Origin of the sequence: Leucobacter sp. USHLN153 (genome assembly GCF_037145615.1) — a bacterium.
In the GTDB taxonomy this organism is placed as follows: Bacteria; Actinomycetota; Actinomycetes; order Actinomycetales; family Microbacteriaceae; genus Leucobacter.
On the sequence record NZ_JBBCXE010000001.1, the window covers coordinates 353,919 to 378,235 of the forward strand.

General features: G+C 66.3%; 24 protein-coding genes. 3 read left to right on the top strand and 21 right to left on the bottom strand.

Going from position 1 to position 24,317, the window contains the following annotated elements; genetic code table 11:
• Window positions 1–97 precede the first annotated feature (97 nt).
• From WFH00_RS01585 to WFH00_RS01605, 5 genes are all read right to left on the bottom strand, one after another.
• Window positions 98–1,231, bottom strand: a complete 1,134-nt coding sequence (locus WFH00_RS01585; RefSeq protein ID WP_336658833.1) for an aminotransferase class V-fold PLP-dependent enzyme — start codon at window positions 1,229–1,231, stop codon at window positions 98–100.
• Between the two features lie 37 nt (window positions 1,232–1,268).
• Complete coding sequence (locus WFH00_RS01590) at window positions 1,269–2,792, bottom strand: Na+/H+ antiporter NhaC family protein (protein WP_336658834.1); 1,524 nt, start codon at window positions 2,790–2,792, stop codon at window positions 1,269–1,271.
• 118 nt (window positions 2,793–2,910) lie between these two features.
• Window positions 2,911–3,453: a helix-turn-helix domain-containing protein gene (locus WFH00_RS01595; protein ID WP_336658835.1), complete on the bottom strand. Its 543-nt coding sequence runs from the start codon at window positions 3,451–3,453 to the stop codon at window positions 2,911–2,913.
• A 254-nt stretch (window positions 3,454–3,707) separates the two neighbouring features.
• A complete protein-coding gene (gene guaA / locus WFH00_RS01600) occupies window positions 3,708–5,294 on the bottom strand; it encodes a glutamine-hydrolyzing GMP synthase (protein WP_336658836.1) in 1,587 nt (528 codons plus the stop codon).
• Complete coding sequence (locus WFH00_RS01605) at window positions 5,294–5,809, bottom strand: DUF3817 domain-containing protein (protein ID WP_336658837.1); 516 nt, start codon at window positions 5,807–5,809, stop codon at window positions 5,294–5,296. The genes guaA and WFH00_RS01605 overlap by 1 nt, the downstream gene beginning before the upstream one ends.
• 150 nt (window positions 5,810–5,959) lie before the next feature.
• Between WFH00_RS01605 and WFH00_RS01610 the strand changes: the two genes are divergently transcribed.
• Complete coding sequence (locus WFH00_RS01610; RefSeq protein ID WP_336658838.1) at window positions 5,960–6,823, top strand: alpha/beta hydrolase family protein; 864 nt, start codon at window positions 5,960–5,962, stop codon at window positions 6,821–6,823.
• Between the two features lie 14 nt (window positions 6,824–6,837).
• Here the strand turns inward: WFH00_RS01610 and WFH00_RS01615 are convergent, their stop codons facing one another.
• The 9 genes from WFH00_RS01615 to groES all read right to left on the bottom strand — a co-directional run bounded on the left by WFH00_RS01615 (window position 6,838) and on the right by groES (window position 16,553).
• Window positions 6,838–8,448 (bottom strand): ATP-dependent acyl-CoA ligase, encoded by a 1,611-nt coding sequence (locus tag WFH00_RS01615; protein WP_336658839.1) that lies wholly within the window; start codon window positions 8,446–8,448, stop codon window positions 6,838–6,840.
• A gap of 12 nt (window positions 8,449–8,460) precedes the next feature.
• A complete protein-coding gene (locus WFH00_RS01620) occupies window positions 8,461–8,760 on the bottom strand; it encodes a zinc ribbon domain-containing protein (RefSeq protein ID WP_336658840.1) in 300 nt (99 codons plus the stop codon).
• Window positions 8,757–9,893: a thiolase family protein gene (locus WFH00_RS01625; protein WP_336658842.1), complete on the bottom strand. Its 1,137-nt coding sequence runs from the start codon at window positions 9,891–9,893 to the stop codon at window positions 8,757–8,759. The genes WFH00_RS01620 and WFH00_RS01625 overlap by 4 nt, the downstream gene beginning before the upstream one ends.
• A 78-nt stretch (window positions 9,894–9,971) precedes the next feature.
• Window positions 9,972–11,330 carry an MFS transporter gene (locus WFH00_RS01630; RefSeq protein ID WP_336658843.1) on the bottom strand — a complete coding sequence of 453 codons (1,359 nt, stop codon included), beginning with the start codon at window positions 11,328–11,330 and terminating at the stop codon, window positions 9,972–9,974.
• Between the two features lie 161 nt (window positions 11,331–11,491).
• Window positions 11,492–12,448, bottom strand: coding sequence for a LysR substrate-binding domain-containing protein (locus WFH00_RS01635; RefSeq protein WP_336658844.1), 957 nt, complete (start codon window positions 12,446–12,448; stop codon window positions 11,492–11,494).
• Between the two features lie 7 nt (window positions 12,449–12,455).
• Window positions 12,456–13,304, bottom strand: a complete 849-nt coding sequence (locus WFH00_RS01640) for an SURF1 family cytochrome oxidase biogenesis protein (protein ID WP_336658845.1) — start codon at window positions 13,302–13,304, stop codon at window positions 12,456–12,458.
• Window positions 13,305–13,311: 7 nt separating this feature from the next.
• Window positions 13,312–14,433 carry a GuaB3 family IMP dehydrogenase-related protein gene (locus tag WFH00_RS01645; protein WP_336658846.1) on the bottom strand — a complete coding sequence of 374 codons (1,122 nt, stop codon included), beginning with the start codon at window positions 14,431–14,433 and terminating at the stop codon, window positions 13,312–13,314.
• A 38-nt stretch (window positions 14,434–14,471) separates the two neighbouring features.
• Window positions 14,472–15,974: an IMP dehydrogenase gene (gene guaB / locus WFH00_RS01650; RefSeq protein ID WP_336658847.1), complete on the bottom strand. Its 1,503-nt coding sequence runs from the start codon at window positions 15,972–15,974 to the stop codon at window positions 14,472–14,474.
• Window positions 15,975–16,256: 282 nt separating this feature from the next.
• Window positions 16,257–16,553, bottom strand: a complete 297-nt coding sequence (gene groES / locus WFH00_RS01655) for a co-chaperone GroES (RefSeq protein ID WP_336658848.1) — start codon at window positions 16,551–16,553, stop codon at window positions 16,257–16,259.
• Window positions 16,554–16,772: 219 nt separating this feature from the next.
• Here groES and WFH00_RS01660 point away from each other — a divergent pair, with 219 nt between their 5' ends.
• Window positions 16,773–17,207, top strand: coding sequence for a DUF4190 domain-containing protein (locus tag WFH00_RS01660; RefSeq protein WP_336658849.1), 435 nt, complete (start codon window positions 16,773–16,775; stop codon window positions 17,205–17,207).
• A 62-nt stretch (window positions 17,208–17,269) separates the two neighbouring features.
• Window positions 17,270–18,484 carry a THUMP-like domain-containing protein gene (locus WFH00_RS01665; RefSeq protein ID WP_336658850.1) on the top strand — a complete coding sequence of 405 codons (1,215 nt, stop codon included), beginning with the start codon at window positions 17,270–17,272 and terminating at the stop codon, window positions 18,482–18,484.
• 96 nt (window positions 18,485–18,580) lie between these two features.
• Here WFH00_RS01665 and WFH00_RS01670 read toward each other — a convergent pair whose 3' ends face one another.
• From WFH00_RS01670 to glmS, 7 genes are all read right to left on the bottom strand, one after another.
• Window positions 18,581–19,090: a DUF4190 domain-containing protein gene (locus WFH00_RS01670; protein ID WP_336658851.1), complete on the bottom strand. Its 510-nt coding sequence runs from the start codon at window positions 19,088–19,090 to the stop codon at window positions 18,581–18,583.
• A 137-nt stretch (window positions 19,091–19,227) separates the two neighbouring features.
• Window positions 19,228–20,310, bottom strand: coding sequence for a tRNA (adenosine(37)-N6)-threonylcarbamoyltransferase complex transferase subunit TsaD (gene tsaD / locus WFH00_RS01675; RefSeq protein ID WP_336658852.1), 1,083 nt, complete (start codon window positions 20,308–20,310; stop codon window positions 19,228–19,230).
• Window positions 20,307–20,750, bottom strand: a complete 444-nt coding sequence (gene rimI / locus WFH00_RS01680) for a ribosomal protein S18-alanine N-acetyltransferase (protein WP_442918774.1) — start codon at window positions 20,748–20,750, stop codon at window positions 20,307–20,309. The genes tsaD and rimI overlap by 4 nt, the downstream gene beginning before the upstream one ends.
• A gap of 92 nt (window positions 20,751–20,842) precedes the next feature.
• A complete protein-coding gene (gene tsaB, locus WFH00_RS01685; protein WP_336658854.1) occupies window positions 20,843–21,499 on the bottom strand; it encodes a tRNA (adenosine(37)-N6)-threonylcarbamoyltransferase complex dimerization subunit type 1 TsaB in 657 nt (218 codons plus the stop codon).
• Window positions 21,496–21,981, bottom strand: a complete 486-nt coding sequence (gene tsaE / locus WFH00_RS01690) for a tRNA (adenosine(37)-N6)-threonylcarbamoyltransferase complex ATPase subunit type 1 TsaE (protein WP_336659169.1) — start codon at window positions 21,979–21,981, stop codon at window positions 21,496–21,498. The genes tsaB and tsaE overlap by 4 nt, the downstream gene beginning before the upstream one ends.
• A gap of 68 nt (window positions 21,982–22,049) precedes the next feature.
• Entirely contained in the window at window positions 22,050–22,406 is a 357-nt protein-coding gene (locus WFH00_RS01695; RefSeq protein ID WP_336658855.1) for a holo-ACP synthase, read from the bottom strand.
• Between the two features lie 45 nt (window positions 22,407–22,451).
• Entirely contained in the window at window positions 22,452–24,302 is a 1,851-nt protein-coding gene (gene glmS, locus WFH00_RS01700; RefSeq protein WP_336658856.1) for a glutamine--fructose-6-phosphate transaminase (isomerizing), read from the bottom strand.
• Window positions 24,303–24,317 lie beyond the last annotated feature (15 nt).

Sequence of the window (24,317 nt, forward strand, 5' to 3'; positions counted from 1 at the left end):
CCGGGAGGCCGACGATTGCAACGTGCGGGCGTGATCCGCCGCACGTAAGTCTGGTGAGCTCGGCTCCGGCGAGCTCACTCAGTAAGCGCAGGCCGACTTAGCTCAGTGCGCGAACGAGTGCATCGATGTCTCGATCCGCGTTGTACGCGTGCAGCGAGAGGCGCAGGCGCTCCCCGCGCGGCGCGGCGCCGATGCGGTTCGCGGTGAGCTTGGCGCCGAGCACCTCCGGATCCTGGCCGATGATCGCGACCTGCGGTCCGCGGTGCGCGGGGTCGCCCGGGTAATCGATCTGCATGCCGAGACCGAGGAGTTCATCCGCGAGGCGCTCGCGCAGTGTCACGATGTGGTCCCACGTCTGCGACAGATCGATCTGCGCGTGGAGCTCGAGCCCCGCGACGGCGGCGTACGCCGAGGGAATGGCGTGCGTGCCCATCTCGAAACGGCGCGCGTTCTCGGGGTAGTCGACTCCCGCAGCGTCAAAGGCGAACGGGTTGACGCGTCCGAACCAGCCAGTGAGACCGGCGGGGTGTTCGACGTTCACGCAGTCCTTGACGTAGAGCGCCGCGATGCCCGGGAGTCCGAGCATGTACTTGAGGTTTCCCGTAACCAGGAAGTCGCACCCGATCTCCGATGCCGAGAACGGGACGACGCCCGCACCCTGGTAGGCGTCGACGAACACCTTCGCTCCCACCGAGTGGGCGTGCTCGACTACCCGAGCGAGCTCCGGCATGGTGCCGTTGTGATAGCTCACGAGCGGAATCGAGACGAGCTTCGTGCGCTCGGAAATCAGGGGGATCCAGTTGTCCGCGTGCAGCGCGGCCTCGATGCCCTCGACATTCACGACATCGATGGCGTCGCGCTGCGCCCGCCAGACATTGCCGACCGATGGGAACTCGAGATCCGACGTCACCAGCTGGTTTCGTGCCCCGCTCCAGTCGAGTGAAGAGACCACCTGGAACGCTCCCTCGGAGGCGCAGGAAAGAATGGCGACATTCTCCCCATCGACTCCGAGGAAGCGGCCCATGAGTGCGCGGTACTCCTCGATCTTGGTGACCCAGTCCTGCCACGGCGCCTGCGAGTCGAGCAGGCCTCCCGTCATACGCTGCATCGTGAACGCCAGGCGATCCGACACCGCCCCGAGGCTGCAGCTCGCAAAGTGCGGCGCGTCCTCCAGCGCCGGGAAGAGGCGGCGGAACTGCTCGGGGTTCAGGGGCGGGACGGTGTCGGACATGGTGCTCCTTTGTGTTTCAGGATCGGGGTCGGAGGAATTACAGAGCGTTCAAGCCCTGTGTCTGCTGCAGGGTGACCACGTTGGTGTTCGGGCCCGAGTCCTCAACAATGACGGCTTCGGCCTGCGTCTTCACGAGCGTGCCGTTCGGGCCTTCAAAGCGACGTCCGAAGCCGGTAATGATCGCGATCATCGCGATGAGCGTCAGCACCAGCGGGTAGAACGCACCAAGGAAGATCGCGAACGGATTCAGCGCCGGCGCGTCACCCATGTCGGTCGTGAGCAGGCTGCCGATGAAGAGGAAGGAGCTCGCGAGCGGCACGATGCTACCGAGCCCGAGCGCGAAGCAGTCCATGATGTTGGATCGACGGTAGGGGTGGAGTCCGACCTTCGCGCCGAAGCGATCGGCGAGCGGACCGAAGACCATCATCGAAGGACCGTTGACGCTCGCGAACAGCGTGATCGTGATGAGGGTGCCGACGCCGATGGCCGTCTCGGCGCGGCGAGGCGTGTTGACCCAGCCGCTGTCGACGACCTTGTAGACGATCGCCTCGAGCACGCCCGCCTCCTGCAGGACACCGAGCATCGCGAAGACGATCATGCTGAGGCCGATGATCGGAAGCATGCTCGCAATACCGCCGACGAGGAAGCCGGTGACGGCGTCGCCGTCGACGCCAATGACGCCCGAGAAGTTCATCGCTCCCGACATCAGACCGACGATGACGCCCACGAGCACGCCGACCGAGATCGCCTTGAACAGGTCACGCGTCGCGAATGCGACCGCGAGCAGCGCGACCACGGGAATCAGCATCCAGAGTCCGGTCGCGGAGAAGTCCCCGGCCGAGATACCTTCAGTTGCGGCAGCACCCGGCGAGACGGCGAAACCGATCACCCAGAAGAGCACGAGAGCGATTGCCGCCGCCGGCAGCGAGTAACGAGTGCGGCTCGCGACGACGCCCGGGATCTCCGCCGAGCCTTCCTTCGTGCGGTACTTCTGCGTCGCAGCCGAGATGATCGTGGAGTCCGAGATGGGTGCGAGGTTGTCGCCGAAGAGCGCACCCGAAAGGAGCGCACCCGCGAGTAGCACCGGATCAGCGCCGAGGATCGCGCCCGCAGGGTAGAAGATCGGGAACACCGTGAACATGGTGCCGAGCGACGAACCGGTCGACATGGCGATGGCGCAGACCGCGATGAACGCGATCGCGATGAAGTTCGCCCCGTTCACACCGACCGAGAGCGCCAACCAGACGAAGCCCTCGGAGAGGCCGGTGGTCTTGAGGAGCTCGGAGATCAGGCCGACCGAGAGCAGCAGCATGAGCAGCATGACCGAGGTCTGCGACGACACGCCCTTCATGATGGCGTCCCAGAACTTCGAGTAGCCGCGTGCGAACGGGGCCGCGATGAAGAGGCCGATCAGCCCACCGACCGTCAGCGCGTTCATGTCGAACGCGCGGAAAATCACGAAGAAGGCAACTGTTGAAACGATGAAGACGAGCGGCGCGATGAAGGCGCCGAACATGCCGATCCTGAAGGACAGGCTTGGAGGGGTAATAGCGGAATTCACGGGAGCTCCTTCGCTCTGAGAACGCGATCCGGAATGAGATCGAATACAACTCCCCGAGTTTAACCCCAATGAATCAGATTTTCACCACGCTAAAGAAAGATTTTCCTTCATGGGTCTGTTAGTAGCTGGGCGGCGAGACGGAAAGAGTGAACTTCACGACGTCGTCCGTGCGGTTGACGAAGCGATGCGGGTGAGCGGATGCGAAATACGCGCTATCCCCGACGTGCAGCTCGAAGACCTCGTCGTTCACCTCGAGCGTGAGCACTCCCTGCGAGACGAGCACGCACTCTTCGCTCGGCGGGTGCGCCCAGGGCTCGTCGCTCGACGCCGCCCCAGCGGGAAGTTCGCCCGCGAGCACCTCAAGTCGGCCGTTCCCCGGCGAAACCCGCGTATAGACGATGCCCCCGCGCGGAGCGCTCACCTGCATGCGATTTCCCTCGCGAACCACGCGCACCGGGTGTTCCTCGCGCTCGGCAAACAAGTCGAAGAGCGGCGTCCCGAGCGCACGCGCGATGCGGCGCAGCGCGTCGAGGCTCGGATCACTGTTCCCGCGCTCGATCTGGCTCATCTGCGCGGGCGACAGCTCCGCGTCTCGGGCCAACTGCTGCGCGGTGATGCCGAGTTCGAGACGGCGGCTCCGGATGCGGTCACCCAGCATCATCGTGTCCTTTCACTATGACTGCCTCAATGTACAGAAAGGGAGAGCCCGGCCGCAGCCGAGCTCCCCCTCTACATATTTACCCCCACTCGATCGCGTCCGCGCGATCGAGTTCCACGCAGTGCCCATTAAGAGCGGGAGCAACAGAGTTGCTCCCGCTCGCCTCGAGTGGGAGTTCGCTGAGCTCACTCCCACTCGATCGCGTCCGCGCGATCGAGTTCCACGCAGTGCCCTTTGAGAGCGGGAGTTCGCTGCGCTCACTCCCACTCGATCGTCCCCGGCGGCTTCGAGGTGACGTCGAGCACGACACGGTTCACCTCGGGCACCTGGTTCGTAATGCGGTTGGAGATGCGGGCGAGCACCTCATACGGCACGCGCGTCCAATCCGCCGTCATGGCGTCCTCCGACGACACCGGACGCAGCACGATCGGATGGCCATAGGTGCGGCCGTCGCCCTGCACACCGACCGAGCGCACGTCTGCGAGCAGCACGACCGGGCACTGCCAGATTTCCTGGTCGAGGCCAGCCGCGGTCAGCTCTGCGCGCGCGATCGCGTCCGCCTCGCGGAGCACCTCGAGACGCTCGCGCGTTACCTCGCCCACGATGCGAATCCCGAGGCCCGGACCGGGGAACGGCTGACGGCCGACGATCGCCTCGGGAATACCGAGCTCGCGCCCGATCGCACGGACCTCGTCCTTGAACAGCGCGCGAAGCGGTTCGATGAGCTCGAAGTCCAGGTCCTCGGGCAGACCGCCGACATTGTGGTGGGACTTGATGTTCGCAGTGCCCGATCCGCCGCCCGACTCAACCACATCGGGGTAGAGCGTTCCCTGCACCAGGAACTTGATGGGCTCGCCCTCGGCCTTCGCCTCAGCGACAAGGTCACGCTGCACCTGCTCGAACGACCGGATGAATTCCCGGCCGATGATCTTGCGCTTTTCCTCGGGATCGGTGACACCGGCGAGGTGCCCGAGGAACGTGTCAGCGGCGTCGACCGTGATGAGGCGAACACCGGTCGACTCGACGTAGTCCTTCTCCACCTGCTCGCGCTCACCCTTGCGCAGCAGCCCGTGGTCCACAAACACGGCGGTGAGCTGATCCCCGATTGCCTCGTGCACGAGGGCCGTGGAGACTGCGGAATCCACGCCACCCGACAGAGCCGAAATGACGCGAGCGTTACCGACCTGCTTGCGAATGAGTTCGATCTGCTCCGCGATGACGTTCCCCGCGTTCCAGTCGGGCTCGATGCCCGCCACGTGGTGGAGGAAGTTCTCGAGGATGCGCTGGCCGTGGTCGGAGTGCTTGACCTCCGGGTGCCACTGCACTCCGTACAGCTTGCGCTCTGCCGAGCCGAAGGCCGCGACGGGCGTGACCGACGTCTTCGCCAGCACCTCGAAGCCCTCGGGCGCCTCCTGCACCGCGTCGCCGTGGCTCATCCAGACATTCTGCTCGGTCGGCTGCCCGCCGAGGATCACGCCGCCGTCGCCGACGAGCGTCGCATCGGTGGCTCCGTACTCGCGGTCGCCCGTGTGCCCGACCGTGCCGCCCAGCGCGCGCGCCATCATCTGGAACCCGTAGCAGATCCCGAGGACAGGAACTCCGAGCTCGAACACCTGGTCGTCGAAGGCCGGAGCGCCCTCGTCGTACACCGAGGACGGCCCTCCCGAGAGCACGATGCCGAGCGGGTTCCGCTCCTGCACCTCCTCCGCGGTGATCGTGTGGGGCACGAGCTCCGAGTACACGCCTGCCTCGCGAACGCGCCGCGCGATCAGCTGCGCGTACTGCGCCCCGAAATCAACGACGAGTACCGGGCGATGGCCCGGCTGTTCCGTCTGAATCGTCATTATCGCTCCAGTGAGCCTTTCGAAGAGGTCGCGGCCGAGGCCGCGGCGGATGAGGACTGAGTCGAGGCCTGACCTGCGCGGGCCGCCTCGAGTTCTGCAAGCTTCGCATTCACCTGGCGTACGATCCGAGCCTCCAGGAAGAACGACATGAACGGGATCACACCGCCGAGCGCGATGAGTAGGAACTTACCGAAGCCCCAGCGCATCGGGCTCCACAGAGCGAAGTCCGAGATCAGGTACACGACGTAGAACCACCCGTGGGCGATGAGGATCGCCTTGAAGAGATCGAAGCCGCGACCATCGAAGTCTGATTCGACACCCTCGGGCGCGATCGCGTAGAAGTGCGCGAAGCCGTCAGGTGTGAAGAGGAAGAGCTGCACATTGAAGGCGTACTTCATGACCATGACGGCACACAGCAAGAGCAGCATGACGCCGGTGATCACGGAGGTCACCTTGTAGAAGTTCAGCGCCTTCCGAATGCGGGGGAAGTCGGCGGGCTTGGGCTGCAGAACCATGACTTGTATCCTACCGCCAGCGGCTGGGGCCTACCCGCGCCGCATGACAGCTCGTGAGCGGGGGCCTCGGCCCGCACATACGAACGAAGAGCGGGCACGGCGCCTCCCCCGGTTGAGTGAGCAGTATTCTGTTGAAAGGACACGGCATCTATGCCTGTATCGACCGCCGCGGATTCCGCGCCTCCGCCCCCGTTCCGGACGTCCTCCCGCCGGGTTCCTTACGGTGACGACTCCGAGCAATGGTTCGACCTGCACCGCCCGCGCGGCAAAGCAGCGGCACTCGGCACCGTCGTGCTCATCCATGGCGGTTACTGGCGGGGGAAGTACTCGGCGGATTTGATGGGTCCCATGGCTGCCGATCTCACCGCACGCGGCTGGGCCTGCCCGAACATCGAATACCGACGCGTCGGGGCTGGGGGCGGATGGCCCACGATCCTCGAGGACGCTATCGCTGCGTCGCGGCAAGTGGCCGCACTGGTGGCGCGGGGCGAGCTGCCCGGGCCGCTCCTCGTGCTCGGCCACTCCGTTGGAGGCCAGCTTGCGCTGCTCGTCGCTCGCGAACTGCGCGCAAGCATCGCGGGCGTGCTCGCTCTCGCGCCGGTAACCGATGTGGTCGAAACCTGGCGAGCTCGATTGGGCACCGATGCTGCCGGCAACCTCCTCGCGGCATCCGAAGGCGACCCAATGACTGTCGCGAATGCAGCCTCCCCACGTTTTCAGCTCCCCATCGGCGTACGCTCCACCGTCTTCCACGGGGTCGATGACTCTGCGGTGCCGATCGAGCACACTCGACGCTTTGTATCCGAGGCGCGGGCCGCGGGCGACAACGTTCAACTCTTCGACCTGGGCACGCTCGACCATCTCGCCGCGATTGAACCTGAGGCCTCGCACTGGCCACTCGTGACTGATGCGCTCGAGGCGCTTCGTCACTCGGCCGCGTCTGCTACCGCGCCCGAAGCGACGACCGAGCCCGCGGTAGAACAAGCGCAATCGCCCGCGGTGGAACAAGCGTAGGCGGCGGATCCGGCCTAGACCTCGACCGGCACCTGCGCGCTCGTCGCGGTCCTCCCCCTGACCGCATCGCGATCCCAGTCAGCCACCTCCCGGCCAGCCTCTCGCAGAGGCGCCTTGCGCACCTTCCCGTTCTCTGTCTGCGGCAACGTGTCCACGAAGCGAACGAAGCGAGGAATCGCGAACGATGCGAGCCGCGGAACGCAGAACTCCTCAAGCTCTTCGAACGTCACCGGGCGCGTCGCGATGATCGCAGCCATCACTTCATCCTCGCCGAGCTCGGACTCAACGGGATACACCGCGACATCAGAGATCGCCGGATGGTCGCGCAGCGCGGTCTCGACCTCCACTGCCGAAATGTTCTCACCGCGGCGGCGAATCACATCCTTGATGCGGTCGGCGAATCGGAACCAGCCGTCCGGCTCCGCGACGATCCGATCCCCCGTGTGGAACCACAAATCCTTCCAGGACTCGATCGTCTTCTCGGGCATGCGATAGTACCCGGTCGCCACACCGAACGGCTGGGTGCTCCGCACGAGCATTTCGCCCGGGGCGCCTGCCGGAACATCAAGCCCGTGCTCGTCAACGATGCGAATGTCGAAGCCGGGCCGGAGCCGCCCCATCATGCCGGCCTTCCACGCTGTCGGCGTCGATCCGATGACGCCGTTGGTCTCCGTCGAGCCGTAACCATCGAGCAATTGAATCCCGAAGCGATTCTTGAACTCGTCGAGCAGCGCGGGCGAGGTTGCGGGCGCGAGTGCCGTTCGCACGCGATGCGCGCGATCCGCATCGGACGGCGGCTGGTTCGCGAGCATACTCACCGTCGCGCCGAGCAGATACGTGACCGTGGCCTCCGCTTCGACCAGCCGAGTCCAGAACCGGCTCACCGAGAATTTCGGGCCGAGCACGAACACCGCATCGCTGACGACCGCCTGGAAGAATGCGTTGAGCGCGTTGGTGTGGAAGAGCGGCAGATTCGTGTACAGCACGTCGCCGGCCACGATGCCGAGCTGGTCGCTCATGTTGAAGCCCCACCAGAAAAATTGCGCGTGCGGGCACTCAACACCTTTCGACACTCCGGTCGTTCCGGACGTGTACAAAATCGCGGCCGTATCCGAAGGATGCGAGTGATCGGCCGGTACGCTGCGCTCACTCGATGGCACTGCACTCACGCTGAGGTGCGTCACCTTACGCGCAGACTCAGCGCCCCCGTCACCGAGTACCCATACCCGCTTCAGGTGCTGCACACCATCGAGGTCGGTGACAATCGGCAGAAGGTCCGGCTCGACCACGATGAGTTCGGCCTCGGAATTATTGAGAATATGACGGAGCTGTTCCCCTCGGCTCGCAATGTTGATCGGCACGGCGACCGCGCCGATCCATGCGCATCCGAGCACGAAGTCGAGCAGTTCGACCCGATTGCCCGCCATCATCGCCACGGTCTGGCCGCGCCGCACACCCGCGTCTGTCAGCAGCGCGCCAGCTCTCGCGACGGCGTCCACCATCTGCCTCGCCGTGCGCTCCACCGCCTCGCCGCGGAAGAGCGGAGCGTGCGGCAGTCGCTCTGCTCGCTCGAGGAGCATCTCGGGGATCGTGAGTGGACGCGGTTGCGCTGTCGAAACGGTCACTGCGGTGCCTTTCTAGGAGTTGGCGGGGCGGATCGGCACAAACGCCTGCCCCGGTGAAAGTTCTGGGTGGGACGTAAGCCTGACGACGTCACCCGGTTCGACGGGCGCCTCTGCCCGAGCGATGACAAACGGGCCGACGTCGGTGCGGACTGTCGCGATGACGCTGCCGTCGCTGAGCGCCGTCGCGCGTTCGACCTCACCCTGCTCGGCGCTTGTTGCCGTGAAGGCGCTGCCGCCGCAACGACGACACAGCGCTCGATGAGGGAAGAAGTGTTCACCGCACGCCGCGCACGTCTGAATGTCGATGTTCATCGGACAGCCTCCAGGATTGTCGTGGTTGCGCACGCCCCGTAGCGATAGAGCACCATCCCGTAGCCGGTGACGACGCCGTACCTGGCTTCGACCTGCCGCGCTCCCGCACGCCCGAGCAATTGCGTCGCCGTCTCGGCAAGGCCGTGCATGCCGCCGGCGGCCCCCGCCTGGCCAGCTGAAAGCTGCCCTCCCGAGGTGTTCACCGGCAGCGAGCGTGATGCGATGCGGTCCGAGATGAAATCCGAGACGCTGTGGTTCTTCTCGACGAACCCGAGGTCGATGAGCTGCGCGACGACCATCGCAGGATAATCGTCGTAGACACTGACGATGCCAACGTCACGAGGCTCGATGTCAGCTTCAGCCCAGCACTCCGTGGCGATCTCGGCGACGCCGGTCGCGGTGCCGCTGCCCTCCTGATCGTCGTAATTGAAGGACGACCTAGTCGATAGAACCCGCACCGCAGCTCGCCCATCGGGGTTCGCGGACACCACGATCGCCTCGCCTCCGCTCACTGGCGGAACGCAATCGAAACGGCGGAGCGGATCCGCCACGACGGGCGCAGTGAGGTACTGCTCCATCGTCAATGGCTCCTGATACACCGCTCGCGGATTCAGCCCCGCCCATTCGCGCTGCGCGATCGCGATTCGACCGTAATCCTCCGAGCGCAGGCCGCACTCCTCCATCTGCCGCTGCGTGAGCATCGCGAAGAGTGCGTTCGGTCCCGACATCGGGAGCGGGGTCAGATGATGCGCCGTCGCCGAGTTGTACTCCGCGACGAGCGAGCGGAAGGCGTCACCCGCCATCAGGTCACCCGCGACCAGCAGGATGTTGCGGGCGGTTCCCGCATCGATGGCGTGCACCGCATGCTGCAGCATGGACCCTGCGCTCGCTCCGCCATTGGCATCGTCCATCAGCCATTTGACGGAGAGACCCATCCGCCAGGCCTGATCGATCGCATGGTCCGGTCGCAGAGTGAAGCTCGCTACTCCGAATCCGTCGATGTCGCCCGGAGTCAAACCGGCCTCGGCGATCGCCTCCGCCCCCGCCTGCGCGAGGATGGAGGACGTCGTGAGATCCGCATCGGGGCGCCGGGTGTACTCCGAATATCCGACACCCGTGATGTAGGCGGTCATGTGTTCACTCCTTCGAGGGTGCGTGGTGATGTTGAGGTGCTCGCAGCTCGCTCGGTGTACAAGCTTCCGAGCTCTCGCTCACTCGGGGTCCTCATCCGCGACCCCGGCGACCCGGTTCAGCGTCGTGTCGACGCCACGGGACCTCAGACGGTATGAAAAAGCTACTGCGACGAGCGTGACGACGCAGAGCAGGATCAGGTACAGCGCGATCGGTGTAGAGGAGTCGAAACGGAGGAGGAGGGCAGTCGCGATCAGAGGCGCAAGGCCTCCCGCGAACACAGCGGCGATCTCGTGGGCCATGGACATCGCCGAGTAGCGCACGTGCGCGGGGAAGAGTTCGTGGAACATCGAAGGCTGAGTTCCGATCATGGCGCCGTGGCAGACGCCATTTGCTATGAGGAAGGCGACAACGACAAGACCCGGGGTATTTGAGTCGAGCAGCCAGAAGAAGGGGAATGCCATGAGGAGCATCGCCCCCGCGCCGAACGCATACACCGGTCGTCGGCCGATCTTGTCCGAGAGATGCCCGAACAGCAGATAGGTGAAGAAGGACACGATCATCGACAGCGTGACGGACATGAGGAGGAGCCCCCGATCAACACCGACATGGACTCCGTAGACCACCGAGAACGACAGGAAGATATATGAACCTCCGTTCTCCGCAACGCGCAGACCCATGGCAACCAGAAGTTCGCGAGGGTAACGCTTGAAGGCGGTGATGACGGGGAGGCGCTCGACCTGCTTCTTCTCGCCCTCCTCTGCTGCAGTCTCATCCGGGAGGCTGCGGCGAATCCAGATTCCCACGATGAGCAACACGATGCTGATGAGGAACGGAATGCGCCAGCCCCACGACAGGAACTTCTCCTCCGGGAGGAGCTGCACGAGGTAGAAGACGAGCGACGAAAGCACGAAACCGAGGCACACACCGCTCTGGCTGAACGCGGAGAGGAGCCCACGACGCCGAGTTCGAGAGTTCTCACTGATGAGCAGCACCGCGCCGCCCCACTCACCACCCGCAGCGATACCCTGCACAACGCGCAGCAGCACGAGCAGCAGCGGGGACAGAATTCCCGCCTGCATAAAGGTCGGCAGCACACCAATCGCGGCGGTTGCAATCCCCATGAGCGTCAGCGTCAGCACCAGCGAGGTCTTACGGCTCACCCGGTCGCCGATGTGCCCGAAGATGATGCCGCCAATCGGGCGGGCGGCGAACCCCACCGCGAACCCGGCAAATGCTCCGAGAGTGCCGACCAGAGGATCCGTGCCCTCCGGGAACATGAGCGTTCCGAACACAACCGCCGAAGCCGTTGCGTACAGGAAGAAGTCGTACCACTCGAGCGAGTTTCCGATGAGCGAGGCGACGACGTTTCGCCTCGTGTTGTTCGTCTTGCCGACGGGACGCTCCGTTGCGTTCCGAGTAGCAGGGGTGAATGACATCGCGACCTCCATTGGTGAGTCGATTCTCATCAAAGTGTGACGGCCGTCACCGAAATGAGTCGAATACCGAAGTCCGGAGGGGTATGCCGAAAATGCATACCGTAGCGCCTCGACATAACGAAACAGTGGGATCCACCGCTTGCGGGAGCCGGTCGGGGCGTTCAGCCCGTCTTGGCGATGACTGCCCGGCGCGTCACGAGCTCGCGACCAAATGCGACAATATCCTCGATGAATCCACTCAGGACGGAATCGAGCACAGAGCCCTCTCGAACCGTGATTCCGATCACGCGCGGAGCCGCATCCACTGTTCTGGGCAGCAGCGCGAGCTCAGGATCGGCTTCTACAAGCGACCTCGGAAGTACCGCAATCGCATCGGTCCCCAGGAGAATTGGGCGCGACGCCGTGATCGTCGAACTCTCGATCAGATTCCGCGGCGGCTCCAGACCCTGACCGATGAACATTCCATCAATCTCGCCCCTGAACACCGACGAGTGGGCCGGCATGATCCACGCCATTCCCACGAGAGACTGCACCGTGAAGCCTCGACCGATCAACGGATGGGTGCGTCGCACCGCGAGCACCAGCGGATCCTCGTAGAGCGTCAGATACTTATTACCGGCGAGCCGTTCGGACGGGAGCCGGCCCACGATCATGTCGATCTCGTTTCGCGTGAGCATCACATCGAGCGCGCCCTGATACTCCTCCACCAGTGACACCGTGATCGTGGGATTGCGTTCCTTGAAACGCATGATCGCATTCGGCAGCAGAGCGTGCACAGTCGCGAGGTTCACGCCGACTCGAACGGTACCCCGAGTGACGCCCTTCGAAATCTCGTCGAGCCGTTCTTCGGCCTGCCGCATCGTGTTGATCACTGAGACGGCGTGACGCACGAACACCTCGCCGGCGGGAGTCGTCGCCATGCCACGAGGACCGCGTTCGAACAGCTCGACATCAAGAGCGGTTTCCAGATCTTGGATGCTGCGAGTCATGTAGGGCTGAGTAACCTGGAGCGCCTCGGCGGCCCGGCTGAGGCTGCCGTGATCTGCGACAGCGCGAGCGAAGATGAGATGGCGCATGCGCACTCGTCCGTCAAGCAGTCGGCCCAGGCTCTCGATCATCAGCCGTTCACTCCCCCTGCTCCGCCTCCTGCAGTATGAGCTCGTGCTCCTTCTCCCACGCGTCCCGCGCGAGGCGGTACCAGAAGAAGATCGCGAAGCCGGCGAACACGACCCACTCGATGGCGTAGAAAACGTTCAACCAATTCACCGTGTCGGCCGGAAGCGGCGCGACGGAATCGACGGGAGCAAGGTCCACCGACTCGAGCATCGCGCGCGAGCCGGAGTCGTTGTGCAGCACGAGGTAGCCCGAGTACACCGGACCGTCGACCGCACCCCACAGGTTCGCGAGCGCAGCAGGCGTCATCGCGTGCATCGCCTGCGGGTCCTCGTCGCGATCCGGGATCTGGGGGCCCTCAGGCGGCATGAAGCGCCCGGTGACGGAGCGATCCGAGACGGCAGCAGGATCGGCCGCAAGCCCAGCAGCCGCACGCTCCGCGGCCGCCACGCTCTGCGCCCAACCCACCGCGACCGCCAGGTTCGCGCCGGGCTCCGCGTCAGGGCCCTCAGTGAGCAGCCGCCCGACTACCCACGCTCCCGTTTCGCCGCCGTTCTCTCGGGGCGCCACGACCCCGTAGTCGCCCGCGACGAACCGGCCGTCGAGGCGGACCACAACACCGGCTCCGCGATCCGTCACGCCCTGTTCAACGGAAGAGACGTCCACAAGCGGTCGCTCCGTTTCCGTGTCGACCTGCTCCTGCACACGCGACTGCACCGCGACGCCCGCCTGCCATTGCGCGAGCGCAGCGAAGCCGACCGCGATGCCCAGCGCGAGGAGAAGCGCGAGGATCCACGTGGGTCGCCGCATGACCTGAGCGAGGGTCGGTTCGCCCAGGTACTCGAGTTTGCGAGGTGCCACAGCGAGATCAGCGCTCGGCGTAGACCACACCGACGCGCTGGAACTCCTTGAGCTCCGAATACCCCGTCGTCGCCATGGCGCGCCGCAACGCACCCACCAGGTTCGCGCTGCCGTCCGCGACGTGCGCGGGGCCGTTGATGATCTCAGCGAGCGGCGCGACCGAGCCGACCGCCACGCGTCGACCGCGCGGCAGATCCTCGTGGTGGGCCTCCTGGCCCCAGTGCCAACCGCGACCCGGTGCGTCAGACGCGCGCGCGAGCGCCGCGCCGACCATCACCGCGTCCGCGCCGCACGCGATCGCCTTAATGATGTCGCCCGAGGTGCCCAGCCCGCCGTCAGCGATGACGTGCACGTACCGACCGCCCGACTCGTCGAGGTAGTCGGAGCGCGCACCCGCGACATCCGCGATCGCGGTCGCCATGGGAGCGCGAATGCCGAGCGTCGCGCGCGTCGTCGAAGAAGCGCCGCCGCCGAATCCGACGAGCACGCCCGCCGCGCCGGTGCGCATGAGGTGCAGCGCCGACTGGTAGGTCGCGGCGCCGCCGACGATCACCGGCACGTCGAGCTCGTAGATGAACTCCTTGAGGTTGAGCGGCTCGCGCCCCTCCTTCGCGACGTGCTCCGCTGACACGGTGTTGCCGCGAATCACGAAGAGGTCGACGCCCGCGCTCACCACGGTCTCGGTGAACTCGGCGGTGCGGTGCGGCGAGAGCGCGCCCGCGACGGTGACTCCCGCGTCTCGAATCTCACTGAGGCGGGCGGTGATGAGTTCGGGCTGGATCGGCGCGGAGTACAGCTCGCGCATCCGCGCCACGGCGGCGATCTCGTCGGTGACCTCCGCGAGCTCCGCGAGCAGCGCTTCCGGCTCCTCGTGGCGGGTCCAGAGGCCCTCGAGGTTCAGCACCCCGAGGCCTCCGAGCTGACCGAGCTCGATCGCGGTGGTCGGCGACATCACCGAGTCCATCGGCGCGCCGAGTACGGGGAGATCGAACTGGAACGCGTCGATGCTCCACGACGTCGACACCAGCTCGGGGTCGCGGGTGCGCCGCGTCGGCACGATGCCGATCTCGTCGAAGGTATACACGCGACGTGCGCGCTTGCCGCGGCCGATCTCGATCTCGTTACTCACTCGCCCAGTCTATCCATTCGACACTGACGAACCCGTGCTCAGCGCTTGTAGTTCGGCGCTTCCACAACCATCTGCACGTCGTGCGGGTGCGACTCCTTCAGCCCCGCTGAGGTGATGCGTACGAAGTTGCCGCGCTCCTTGAGGTCGACGATCGAACGCGCGCCCACGTAGAACATCGACTGCCGCAGACCGCCGATCATCTGGTGCGTGACCGCCCCAACCGGGCCACGGTATGGCACCTGCCCCTCGATGCCCTCGGGAATCAGCTTCTCGTCCGACGGCACGTCGGCCTGGAAGTAGCGATCCTTCGAGTACGACGTGCGCTCTCCGCGCGTCTGCAGGGCGCCGAGCGACCCCATGCCGCGGTAGTTCTTGAACTGCTTGCCGCCGACGAACACGAGGTCTCCGGGGCTCTCGTCGGTGCCCGCGAGGAGCGAACCCATCATTACTGACGACGCGCCCGCGACGAGCGCCTTCGCGATGTCGCCCGAGTACTGCAGACCGCCGTCAGCGATCACGGGCACGCCTGCCGGCGTCGCAGCCTTCGCCGCCTCGTAGACCGCGGTCACCTGCGGCACGCCGACTCCCGCGATCACGCGCGTCGTGCAGATGGAGCCCGGGCCCACGCCGACCTTCACCGCGTCGGCGCCCGCCTCGACGATCGCCTGCGCGCCCGCGTACGTCGCGACGTTGCCGCCGATCACGTCGACTCCCGCGAACGCCGGATCCGCCTTGATCTTGGCGATGATGTCGAGCACGCCCTTGCTGTCCCCGTTCGCGGTGTCGACAACGAGCACGTCGACGCCGGATTCGAGCAGCGCGCCCGCGCGTTTCCACGCATCACCGAAGAAGCCGACCGCCGCGCCCACGCGCAGACGACCCGCGTCGTCCTTGGTCGCGTTCGGGTACTGCTCTTCCTTGTCGAAATCCTTCACCGTGATGAGGCCGGTAAGGCGGCCCTCCTCATCGACCAGCGGCAGCTTCTCGATCTTGTGCTGCCGGAAGATCGCGGCGGCGTCATCGCGGGAGATACCGCGCGGCCCCGTGATGAGCGGCATCTTCGTCATCGCGTCGGCCACCCGCACCTGCGAGCGATCCCGGGGGTCGATGAAACGCATATCGCGATTCGTGATGATGCCGAGCAGCACGCCGTTCGAATCGACAACGGGGAGCCCCGAAACTCGGTACTCGCCGCACAGCGCGTCGACCTCCGCGACGGTCGCGTCGACCGACGTCGTCACGGGATTCGTGATCATGCCGGCCTCACTGCGCTTCACCCGGTCGACCATTTCGGCCTGATCCTGAATCGAAAGATTGCGATGCAGAATGCCGAGCCCGCCATTGCGGGCCATCGCGACCGCCATGCGCGTCTCGGTGACCGTGTCCATCGCCGCGGAGATCAGCGGGATATTCAGGCGAATGCGCCGAGTGAGCTGAGTGGACGTGTCCGCCTCGCTCGGGATGACGTCGGTGTGCGCGGGAAGCAGCAGCACGTCGTCGTAGGTCAGACCGGTGAACGCGAAAGGATCACGCTGTTCCATGGAACCTCTATCTGTGGGTGCGAGGGTGGTCAGAGACTCGCGAGCGACCGGGGTGCGGCGCCCGTGTGCCGTCAAGTCTAAACGACGAGAAACACGGCCCTGCTGCGCCGACGGCGAACGGTGCCACGAAGACGAGCGCGGCGCAGGATCGGCGGCTGCCTTCGACACTCCTCGCTCAGCCGGGCGCTCCCCCGTACGCTCAGCCGGGCACTCCCCCGCGCAAACGACAGCGGCCCCGCCAGTCACGAAGACCGGCGGGGCCGCTGAAACGAAGAAGCGTGCTTAGCGCTCGACGACCGCGAGGATGTCACGAGCCGACAGCACGAGGTAATCGTCGCCCGCGACCTTGACCTCGGTGCCACCGAACTTGGAGTAGATCACGACGTCACCCACGGAAACATCGAGGGGGATGCGGTTGCCGGCGTCGGAGACACGGCCCGGGCCCACTGCGACGACCTCGCCCTCCTGGGGCTTTTCCTTGGCGGTATCGGGGATGACCAGACCGGAAGCGGTGGTCTGCTCTGCCTCGACCTGCTTGATAACGATACGATCCTCGAGCGGCTTGATGGCGACCGACACGGTTGACCTCTTTCCAATGTCCGAAGTGTGTTCGCGCCCGCCCGATGCGAGCGCGTCTATTACTGAGTCTATGGCTCCGATTGGCACTCGTGCAAGGGGAGTGCCAACGGGAGAGGTGCGGATCGCCCACAGCGAACGCCGCCACCTACAATGAAGGGTGTACGCCACGCGATGGCGCCACAAGGGGTCCGTCGCTTCACATCGTCGACGAGGAGCAGCATGTCTCAGCCCATCTACCCCGAACAGCCGACCACTCCCCTGTCCGATCTCGGCCAGTCACCGGCCGGCACTCCCGGTCAGGCGCCTGTCGGCGCTCCGGGCCAGGCCCCCGCGCCGCAGTACCGCCCCGCGCCGCAGGCCCGCCCTGCTTCGACCGCCACGACGCTCGACAAGACGAACACGTTCGCTCTGCTCACGATCATCTTCGCGTTCATCGCGCCACTCGCGGGCATCATCTTCGGACACATGGGTCTGAACCAGATCAAGCGGACGGGCGATGCCGGCCGCGGCATCGCGCTCACCGGCCTGATCATCAGCTACGCGTACTTCGTCTTGGCCGCGCTCCTCATCATCGCCTACATCGGCTTCCTCATCACGATCTTCGCGACGGTGGGAAGCTCGATCTCCGACTTCGATTCGTACAACACGTACTGATCGTGAGTCCCGCGGCCGCAGCGCCGAAGAGACCCCGGGGCGTCGCTCCGGGGTCTCCTGCTGTGTCCGCGCTTCCTGGTTGGGAAGCGCTGCTCACGGACGAGGGGCTCGGGCTGCTCAACCGGACGAGCGAGGCGCTCGAGGGCGGCGCGAGCGGGGATCAAGTGCAACGGGAGTTGCGCGCCACGGGCGTCTCGCCCGACGTCGTAGCCGCGATCCTCACCCAGGCAGGGCTGCGGCAGCGCGCGAAATCGAAGTTCGGAGAGCTTGCGCGCGAGCTGCTCTTCACCCCTGCATCGCTTGAGCAGGCCACGCGGCTGACGGTCGCCCGTGGGCACGCGCGGCGCTACAGCGCCGCGGGGTGCTCGCGGGTCGCTGACCTCGGGTGCGGGATCGGCACGGAGTCGATGGCGCTCCTCGAACTCGGCATCGAACCGTTCGCGGTCGAACTCGACGGCTTCACCGCGAAGTTGGCCGAGCACAACCTCAGCGTCATCGCCGCCCGGCACGGTCGCAGTGCACCGTCCGTCCATGCGGGCAACGCGACGGATGCCCCACTCGACGGCGTCGACGGCGCCTTCCTCGACCCGGCGCGCCGCACGGCGGGGCACCGCGACACGCGCCGCGTCGCTTCGCCCGACGATTACTCGCCGTCGCTCGACTTCGCCTTCGGTCTCGCGGAACGGCTTCCGGTGGGAGTGAAGCTCGGTCCGGGACTCGACCGGGAGCTCATCCCGGCTGACGCCGAGGCGCAGTGGGTGTCTGTCGACGGGCACGTCGTCGAGACGGCGCTCTGGTTCGGCGCGCTGGCGCGGCCGGGCGTCGGACGCGCCGCCCTCGTGCATCGAGGAGGCAAGACGCACGAGCTCACCGCGGCCACCGACTCCGCGGACGTTGACGTGCGCGACCTCGGGCAGTTCCTCTACGAACCCGACGGCGCCGTGATCCGCGCGCGACTCATCGGTCAGCTTGCCGAGTCGCTCGACGCGGGTATGGTCGCCCCGGGGATCGCGTACCTGACCGCGGACTCACTCACGCCCACGCCGTTCGCGCAGACGTTCCGCGTCATCGAGACGCTCCCGGCGCGGGAGAAGGATCTGCGCCGCGCCATCGCGGCGCGTGGCATCGGCCGACTCGAGATCAAGAAGCGGGGCTCGGACGTCGATCCCGCCGCGCTCAGAAAGCGCCTGAAGCTCAGCGGTTCGGCGGAGGGCACGCTGGTGCTCACGAGGGATCGGAACGGCAAGCACGCCGCGATCCTCTGCGATCGCTGCTGAAGGATCGTAGCGAGCACCGAACCGCGGAGACGGGCCCGCGGATAAAAAACGGGGTTCGGAGGCGTCGCCTCCGAACCCCGCTACATCCGTGACGACTTAGTAGCTCAGATCGTCGCAGGAGACGGTCTGGCCCGCGACCTCTACGGTCGAAGCGCCGGCCTGGCAGTCCTTCACAGCCTGCTGAGCGTCATCGAGTGTGCCACCGAGCATGCTCAAGCCCACGAAGAAGAGAATCGACACCACGAGACCGATGATTGCGGCGAGGGCACCGGTGATGATGCCGGTGAGCGACATGCCCTTATGCTGGCCTTTCCGGAGCGCCAGAATGCCGAGAATGAGCGCGACGACACCGCCGATGAATCCCGCGATCGGCACCCACACGAAGATCAGGCTCAGAATGCCGAGCACCAGCGCCGCGATGGCGAGGCCCTTCGGCTGCACGGGCCCAGCGGAATACGCGGGTGCCGGCGGTGCAGTGGGCGCCGGAGGCATGTTCGCAGCGCTTCCGGCCGGAGGAGCAGCCGGGGCCGCCGGAGGAGGAGTGGAAGCCCCGGGCGGCGGCACAGGGTTCGAGTTCGGTTCGTTGCCGGGCAGGTTGTCAGACATGTTTCTCCTTCAATCGGTCCCCAGAGAGGAGTGTTCCCCAGTTCCCTTCAAAGATATCGGGCGACGAGGGTCGACGCACGTATTTCACGCGGCTTCGGGACAGCCGAACGTTGCCTGGAAATAAGCTCGAGAATGCGCTATACGACCTGGACCGTCTCCACCGGAAGCGTTGAGTCGGCACCGAACTCAAGCCCGGACGGCGCGTGGCCCGCCGCAACGAGCTGCGCACCGAGCGATGCGATCATTGCCCCGTTGTCGGTGCACAAGGAGAGCGGCGGCACCCGGAGTTCGATCCCTGCGGCCTCGGTACGCTCCCGAGCGAGCTCCCGCACCCGCGCGTTCGCCACGACGCCACCGCCGAGCAGGAGCCTCGGGACTCCCTGATCACGACAAGCGGCGATGGCCTTGGTGAGCAGCACATCGGCGACGGCCTCCCGGAAGCTCGCGGCCACATCGGCGACCGGCACCTCCTCCCCCAGCGCAACCTGTCGTTCAACCCAGCGCGCAACCGAGGTCTTCAGTCCCGAGAACGAGAAATCGTAGCGATGACGCTCGAGATCCTTCGGCCGAGTGAGCCCGCGAGGGAAGCGGATCGCTGTCGCGTCGCCCCGCGCCGCGACACGATCGATTTCCGGACCTCCGGGGTACGGAAGACCGAGCAGGCGCGCCACCTTGTCGAACGCCTCGCCCGCGGCGTCGTCGATCGTTTCACCGAGCAGTTCGACATCCCCGACGAGATCGCGCACGAGAAGCAGCGAGGTGTGACCGCCGGACACGAGGAGCGCGATAGTCGGAAGTTTGAGATCGCCGACGGAACCGACGGCTTCCCGCAGCCCCTCCGCGTGGAGAATGTCGGCGCCGACGTGGCCGACCAGATGATTCACCGCATACAGAGGTTTATCGAGCGCGATCGCGAGCGCCTTCGCCGCAGAGATACCCACCATGAGCGCGCCTGCCAGCCCCGGGCCCGACGTGACCGCGATCGCGTCGAGATCCTCGAGTTCCACGCCGGCGTCCGCGAGCGCGCGCTCGATCGTCGGGGTCATCGCCTCCAGGTGCGCGCGGGCCGCGACCTCCGGAACGACTCCGCCGAATCGCGCATGCTCATCCATCGACGAAGCGATCGCGTTGGCGAGCAGCGTGCGGCCCCGGACAATGCCCACCCCGGTCTCGTCGCAGCTCGACTCAATGCCGAGCACCAGCGGCTCACTCACCGTCATGACAATCCCGCCTCTCCCCCAGCGCGGCGCCCACCGCGCTGCAGCTCCAACCTCATCACGACCGCGTCGATTCCTTCGGGCTGGTAATACTTCGGGCGCACCCCGATCTCGACAAAACCGAGCGACTCATAGAGCCGCTGGGCCACCGGATTATCGGCGCGCACCTCCAGGAACACCTCGCGCACGCCCCGCGTCTCAGCTTCGTCGAGAAGCGCGTTCATGAGACGACGGCCCTGCCCCTGGCCGCGGAGCGCGGGGTCGACGGCGATCGTTTGGATGTCAGCCTCGGTGCCGACGGCCAGGAGCCCCGCGTACCCCTGCACGGTGTCCGTCGCGTCGACGAGCACGAGGTAGGTGCGATGCGGCGCCGAGAGCTCATCGGCGACCATCGCGCGGCTCCAGGCGTCGCTGCCGAACACGGCGTCCTCGAGCGCCCACACCGCGTCCGCGTCGGCGCTCGTCGCAGCTCGAAGCGCGGCTGGTGCGTCGGGGCGCTGGTCGGCGGCGGATCCGCCCGTCGCGTCAGCGCGTGTCACGTCGATACCCGCTTCGGCGCTCCCGGCTGCGCCACGTCAGGGGCGCGCAGATAGAGCGCGCGATCCTCATCGAACGCGCCTCCGCTTGCGAGCTTCCGCGCCGCAAGCCGCACCAGAGCGTCGCCCGGGATCCGCTCGGGCCACACATCATTCGTGTGCTCCTCGAACGCGTCGCGTGCACACAGCTGCGGTCCCGATACCGCCACGGGCACCCCGGCCCAGTCGAGTCCCGAGAACTCGGTGACGAACAGCTCGCGGCGCCGCGCATCCTGCACCACTCGCACGCCCGCCGTAGCGCCTGCTTCAAGTTCGCGGAGCGCGGCTGCCGCGTGACCCTGCACCGGCAGCAATGGCACGCGGCGCGCCACGGCGAATGCGTGCGCCGCAGCGATCCCCACTCTGAGGCCCGTGAACGGACCGGGGCCGATGCCGGAGACCACGCCGGTCACCTTCGCGGGATCGACCTCAGCGTCCCTGAACGCCTGGGCGAGAAGCCGCCCGATCGCTTCCGCGTGCCCGCGAGTATCGTCGCTCGACGCGACGGTCACCCCGTACGATGTCCCCACGGCGACGCTCGTGCCGATCGCGGTGTCGATCGCGAGCAGCACATGATCGCCGAACTCAGGAAAAGCCTTCGCCGTCGCTTCCGTCATTCCAGCACTCCCCGATTCCAGCGGCTGCCATACGCGGTAATAGTCACGGTGCGCGGTTCGTCGCGCGCTTCTGCCCAGTCCTCCGACGGATCCGCCTCCGCCCCGACAGCGGGCTCTTCCCCCGCGGACTCGGCGCCGATCGGCCGCTCGATCGTGATCTCGAGCCAGTCGGAGCGAGTCTCGACGATGCCTGCTCCCCACTCCGCAACGACGACCGATCCCTCGAAGTCGAGGTCGAGGTCGTCAAGCTCCTCGGATCCGCCGAGACGGTAGGCGTCGACGTGCACGAGCGGTGCCCCGCCGACCAGGGAGGGATGGGTGCGCGCGAGCACGAACGTCGGACTCTGCACCGGACCCCGCACACCCAGACCCGCCCCGATTCCCCGCGTGAGCGTCGTCTTTCCTGCCCCCAAGGGGCCGGTCAGAATGACCAAGTCGCCGGCCCGAAGCACACGCCCGAGGCGTTCACCGAGCTCGCCCATCTCGTCGGGGGTCGCGACGGACCACGACTCCACGGCACTCACCCCGCGCGCTGCATCTTCCCGTCCGGTCACGCCGCCCCCTCCACCACCACGAAGGCCGTTGCGAAGCCGCCGTCGTGGGTCATCGATACATGAGCTGTTGTCGCCCCGCGACCCGCGAGCGCGGTGCCCAGACGTCCCGTAGCGACGAACGCCGGCGCCCGATCCCGATCTCTCGTGATCTCCATGTCGTGCCACCGCAGGTCGCCGGAACCACCGAGTGCCTTGATCAGGGCCTCTTTCGCGGCAAACCGCGCCGCGAGCGAGTGCAGCGGACGATCGCGCTCCCCCGGCGTGAACAAGCGCTCGAGCAGCTGCGGGGTGCGAGCGAGGATGCGCTCGAAGCGGGCGATGTCGACCGTGTCGACGCCGATCCCGACAATCATGACGTGCTCCCCATTCGGACGCTGCGATCCGCGCCCCTCGATCGACTATTCGACCGTGACCGACTTCGCGAGGTTGCGCGGCTGGTCGACGTCGAGGCCCTTCGCCGACGATAGCTCGAGGGCGAACCACTGGAGCGGCACGACCTGCAGCAGCGGCTCGAAGAGCGCGTCTGCGAGCGGGAGACGCACCACGTCGTCGGCGTAGGGCAGCACCGCGGTGTCGCCCTTCTCCACGACAGCGATGACGCGAGCACCGCGCGCGCGAATCTCCTGGATGTTCGAGACGACCTTGGAGTGCATCAGCGGCGACGTGCGCGGGCTCGGCACGAGTACGAAGACCGGCTGGCCGTGATCGATGAGCGCGATCGGCCCGTGCTTCAGCTCGCCTGCCGCGAAGCCCTCCGCGTGGATGTAAGCGATCTCCTTGAGCTTCAGTGCGCCTTCCAGCGCGATCGGGTATCCGACGTGGCGCCCGAGGAAGAGCACGGAGCGCGAGTCGGCCATCCAGTGCGCCAGCTGCTGGATCTGCTCGTGCGTGTCAACGGCCTCAGCGACCTTCGCGGGGAGCGCCTCGAGCTGCTGGACCGCCTGAGCCTGTACCTCCGCAGAAAGCGTGGCGCGCACTCGCCCGAGGTGCAGCCCGATGAGGTACAGCGCCGTGATCTGGGCGACGAATGCCTTCGTCGATGCCACGGCGACCTCCGGCCCCGCGTGCGTGTACACGGCCGCGTCGGACTCACGGGGAATCGTGGCGCTCTGGGTGTTGCAGACGGAGACGGTGGTGACACCGCGCTCGATCGCGTACTTCACCGCCATGAGTGTGTCCATCGTCTCGCCTGACTGACTCACCGAGATCACCAGCGTGCGCTCCGAAAGCACCGGGTCGCGGTAGCGGAACTCGTGGCTCAGTTGCACCTCGACCGGCATGCGCGCCCACTGCTCGATCGCGTACGCGCCGACCTGACCGGCGTAGGAGGCGGTTCCGCAGGCGATGATCACGACGCGGTCGATGTTCGAGAGTCGCTCGTCACCCAGCGCGGTCAGCTCCGGGATCTCGACGCCGTGGCTCGTGACGCGGCCGCGGATCGTGTTGGCGACAGCGTCGGGCTGCTCGCTGATCTCCTTCGCCATGAACGACGACCAGCCGCCTTTGTCAGCGGCGTCCGCGTCCCATTCGACCTCGAACTCTTCGTATGCGACAGGCCGGCCCTCGAAGTCGGTGATGCGCACCTCGCCCGGCGTGATGATCGCGATATTGTCCTCGTCAACAGCGACCGCGCGGCGCGTCGAGGAAACGAACGCAGCAACATCGGATCCGAGGAAGTTCTCTCCGTCGCCGAGGCCGACGACCAGCGGAGAGTGATGACGCGCCGACACGACCTTTCCGGGCTCGTCGCGGTGCATCGCGAGGAGCGTGAAGGTGCCGTGGAGGCGAGCGACCACGGTGCGGAACGCAGTCTCGAGATCTCCCTGGCGAGCGACCTCGCGGCCGAGCAGAGCGGCCACCACCTCAGTGTCGGTCTCACTGAGGAGCTCGATACCGTCCTCGGTGAGTTCGGCGCGGAGCTCTGCGAAGTTCTCGACGATACCGTTGTGGATCAGCGCGAGCTTGCCGTCGTCACCCAGATGCGGGTGCGCGTTGACGTCCGTCGGGCCGCCGTGGGTCGCCCAGCGGGTGTGCCCGATCCCGGCGCCCTGTGCTTCGAGCGGGCTCGCCTCAAGAAGCTCCTCGAGCCGCGCGAGCTTGCCGGACCGCTTGCGCACCGCGATTTGACCCTCGGAGTCGACAACCGCGACTCCCGCCGAGTCGTACCCCCGGTACTCGAGTCTGCGCAGCCCGTTGAGCAATACCTCAATCGTGTCGCCCGAGCCTACGTATCCGACAATTCCACACATGCGACATAGTTTAGT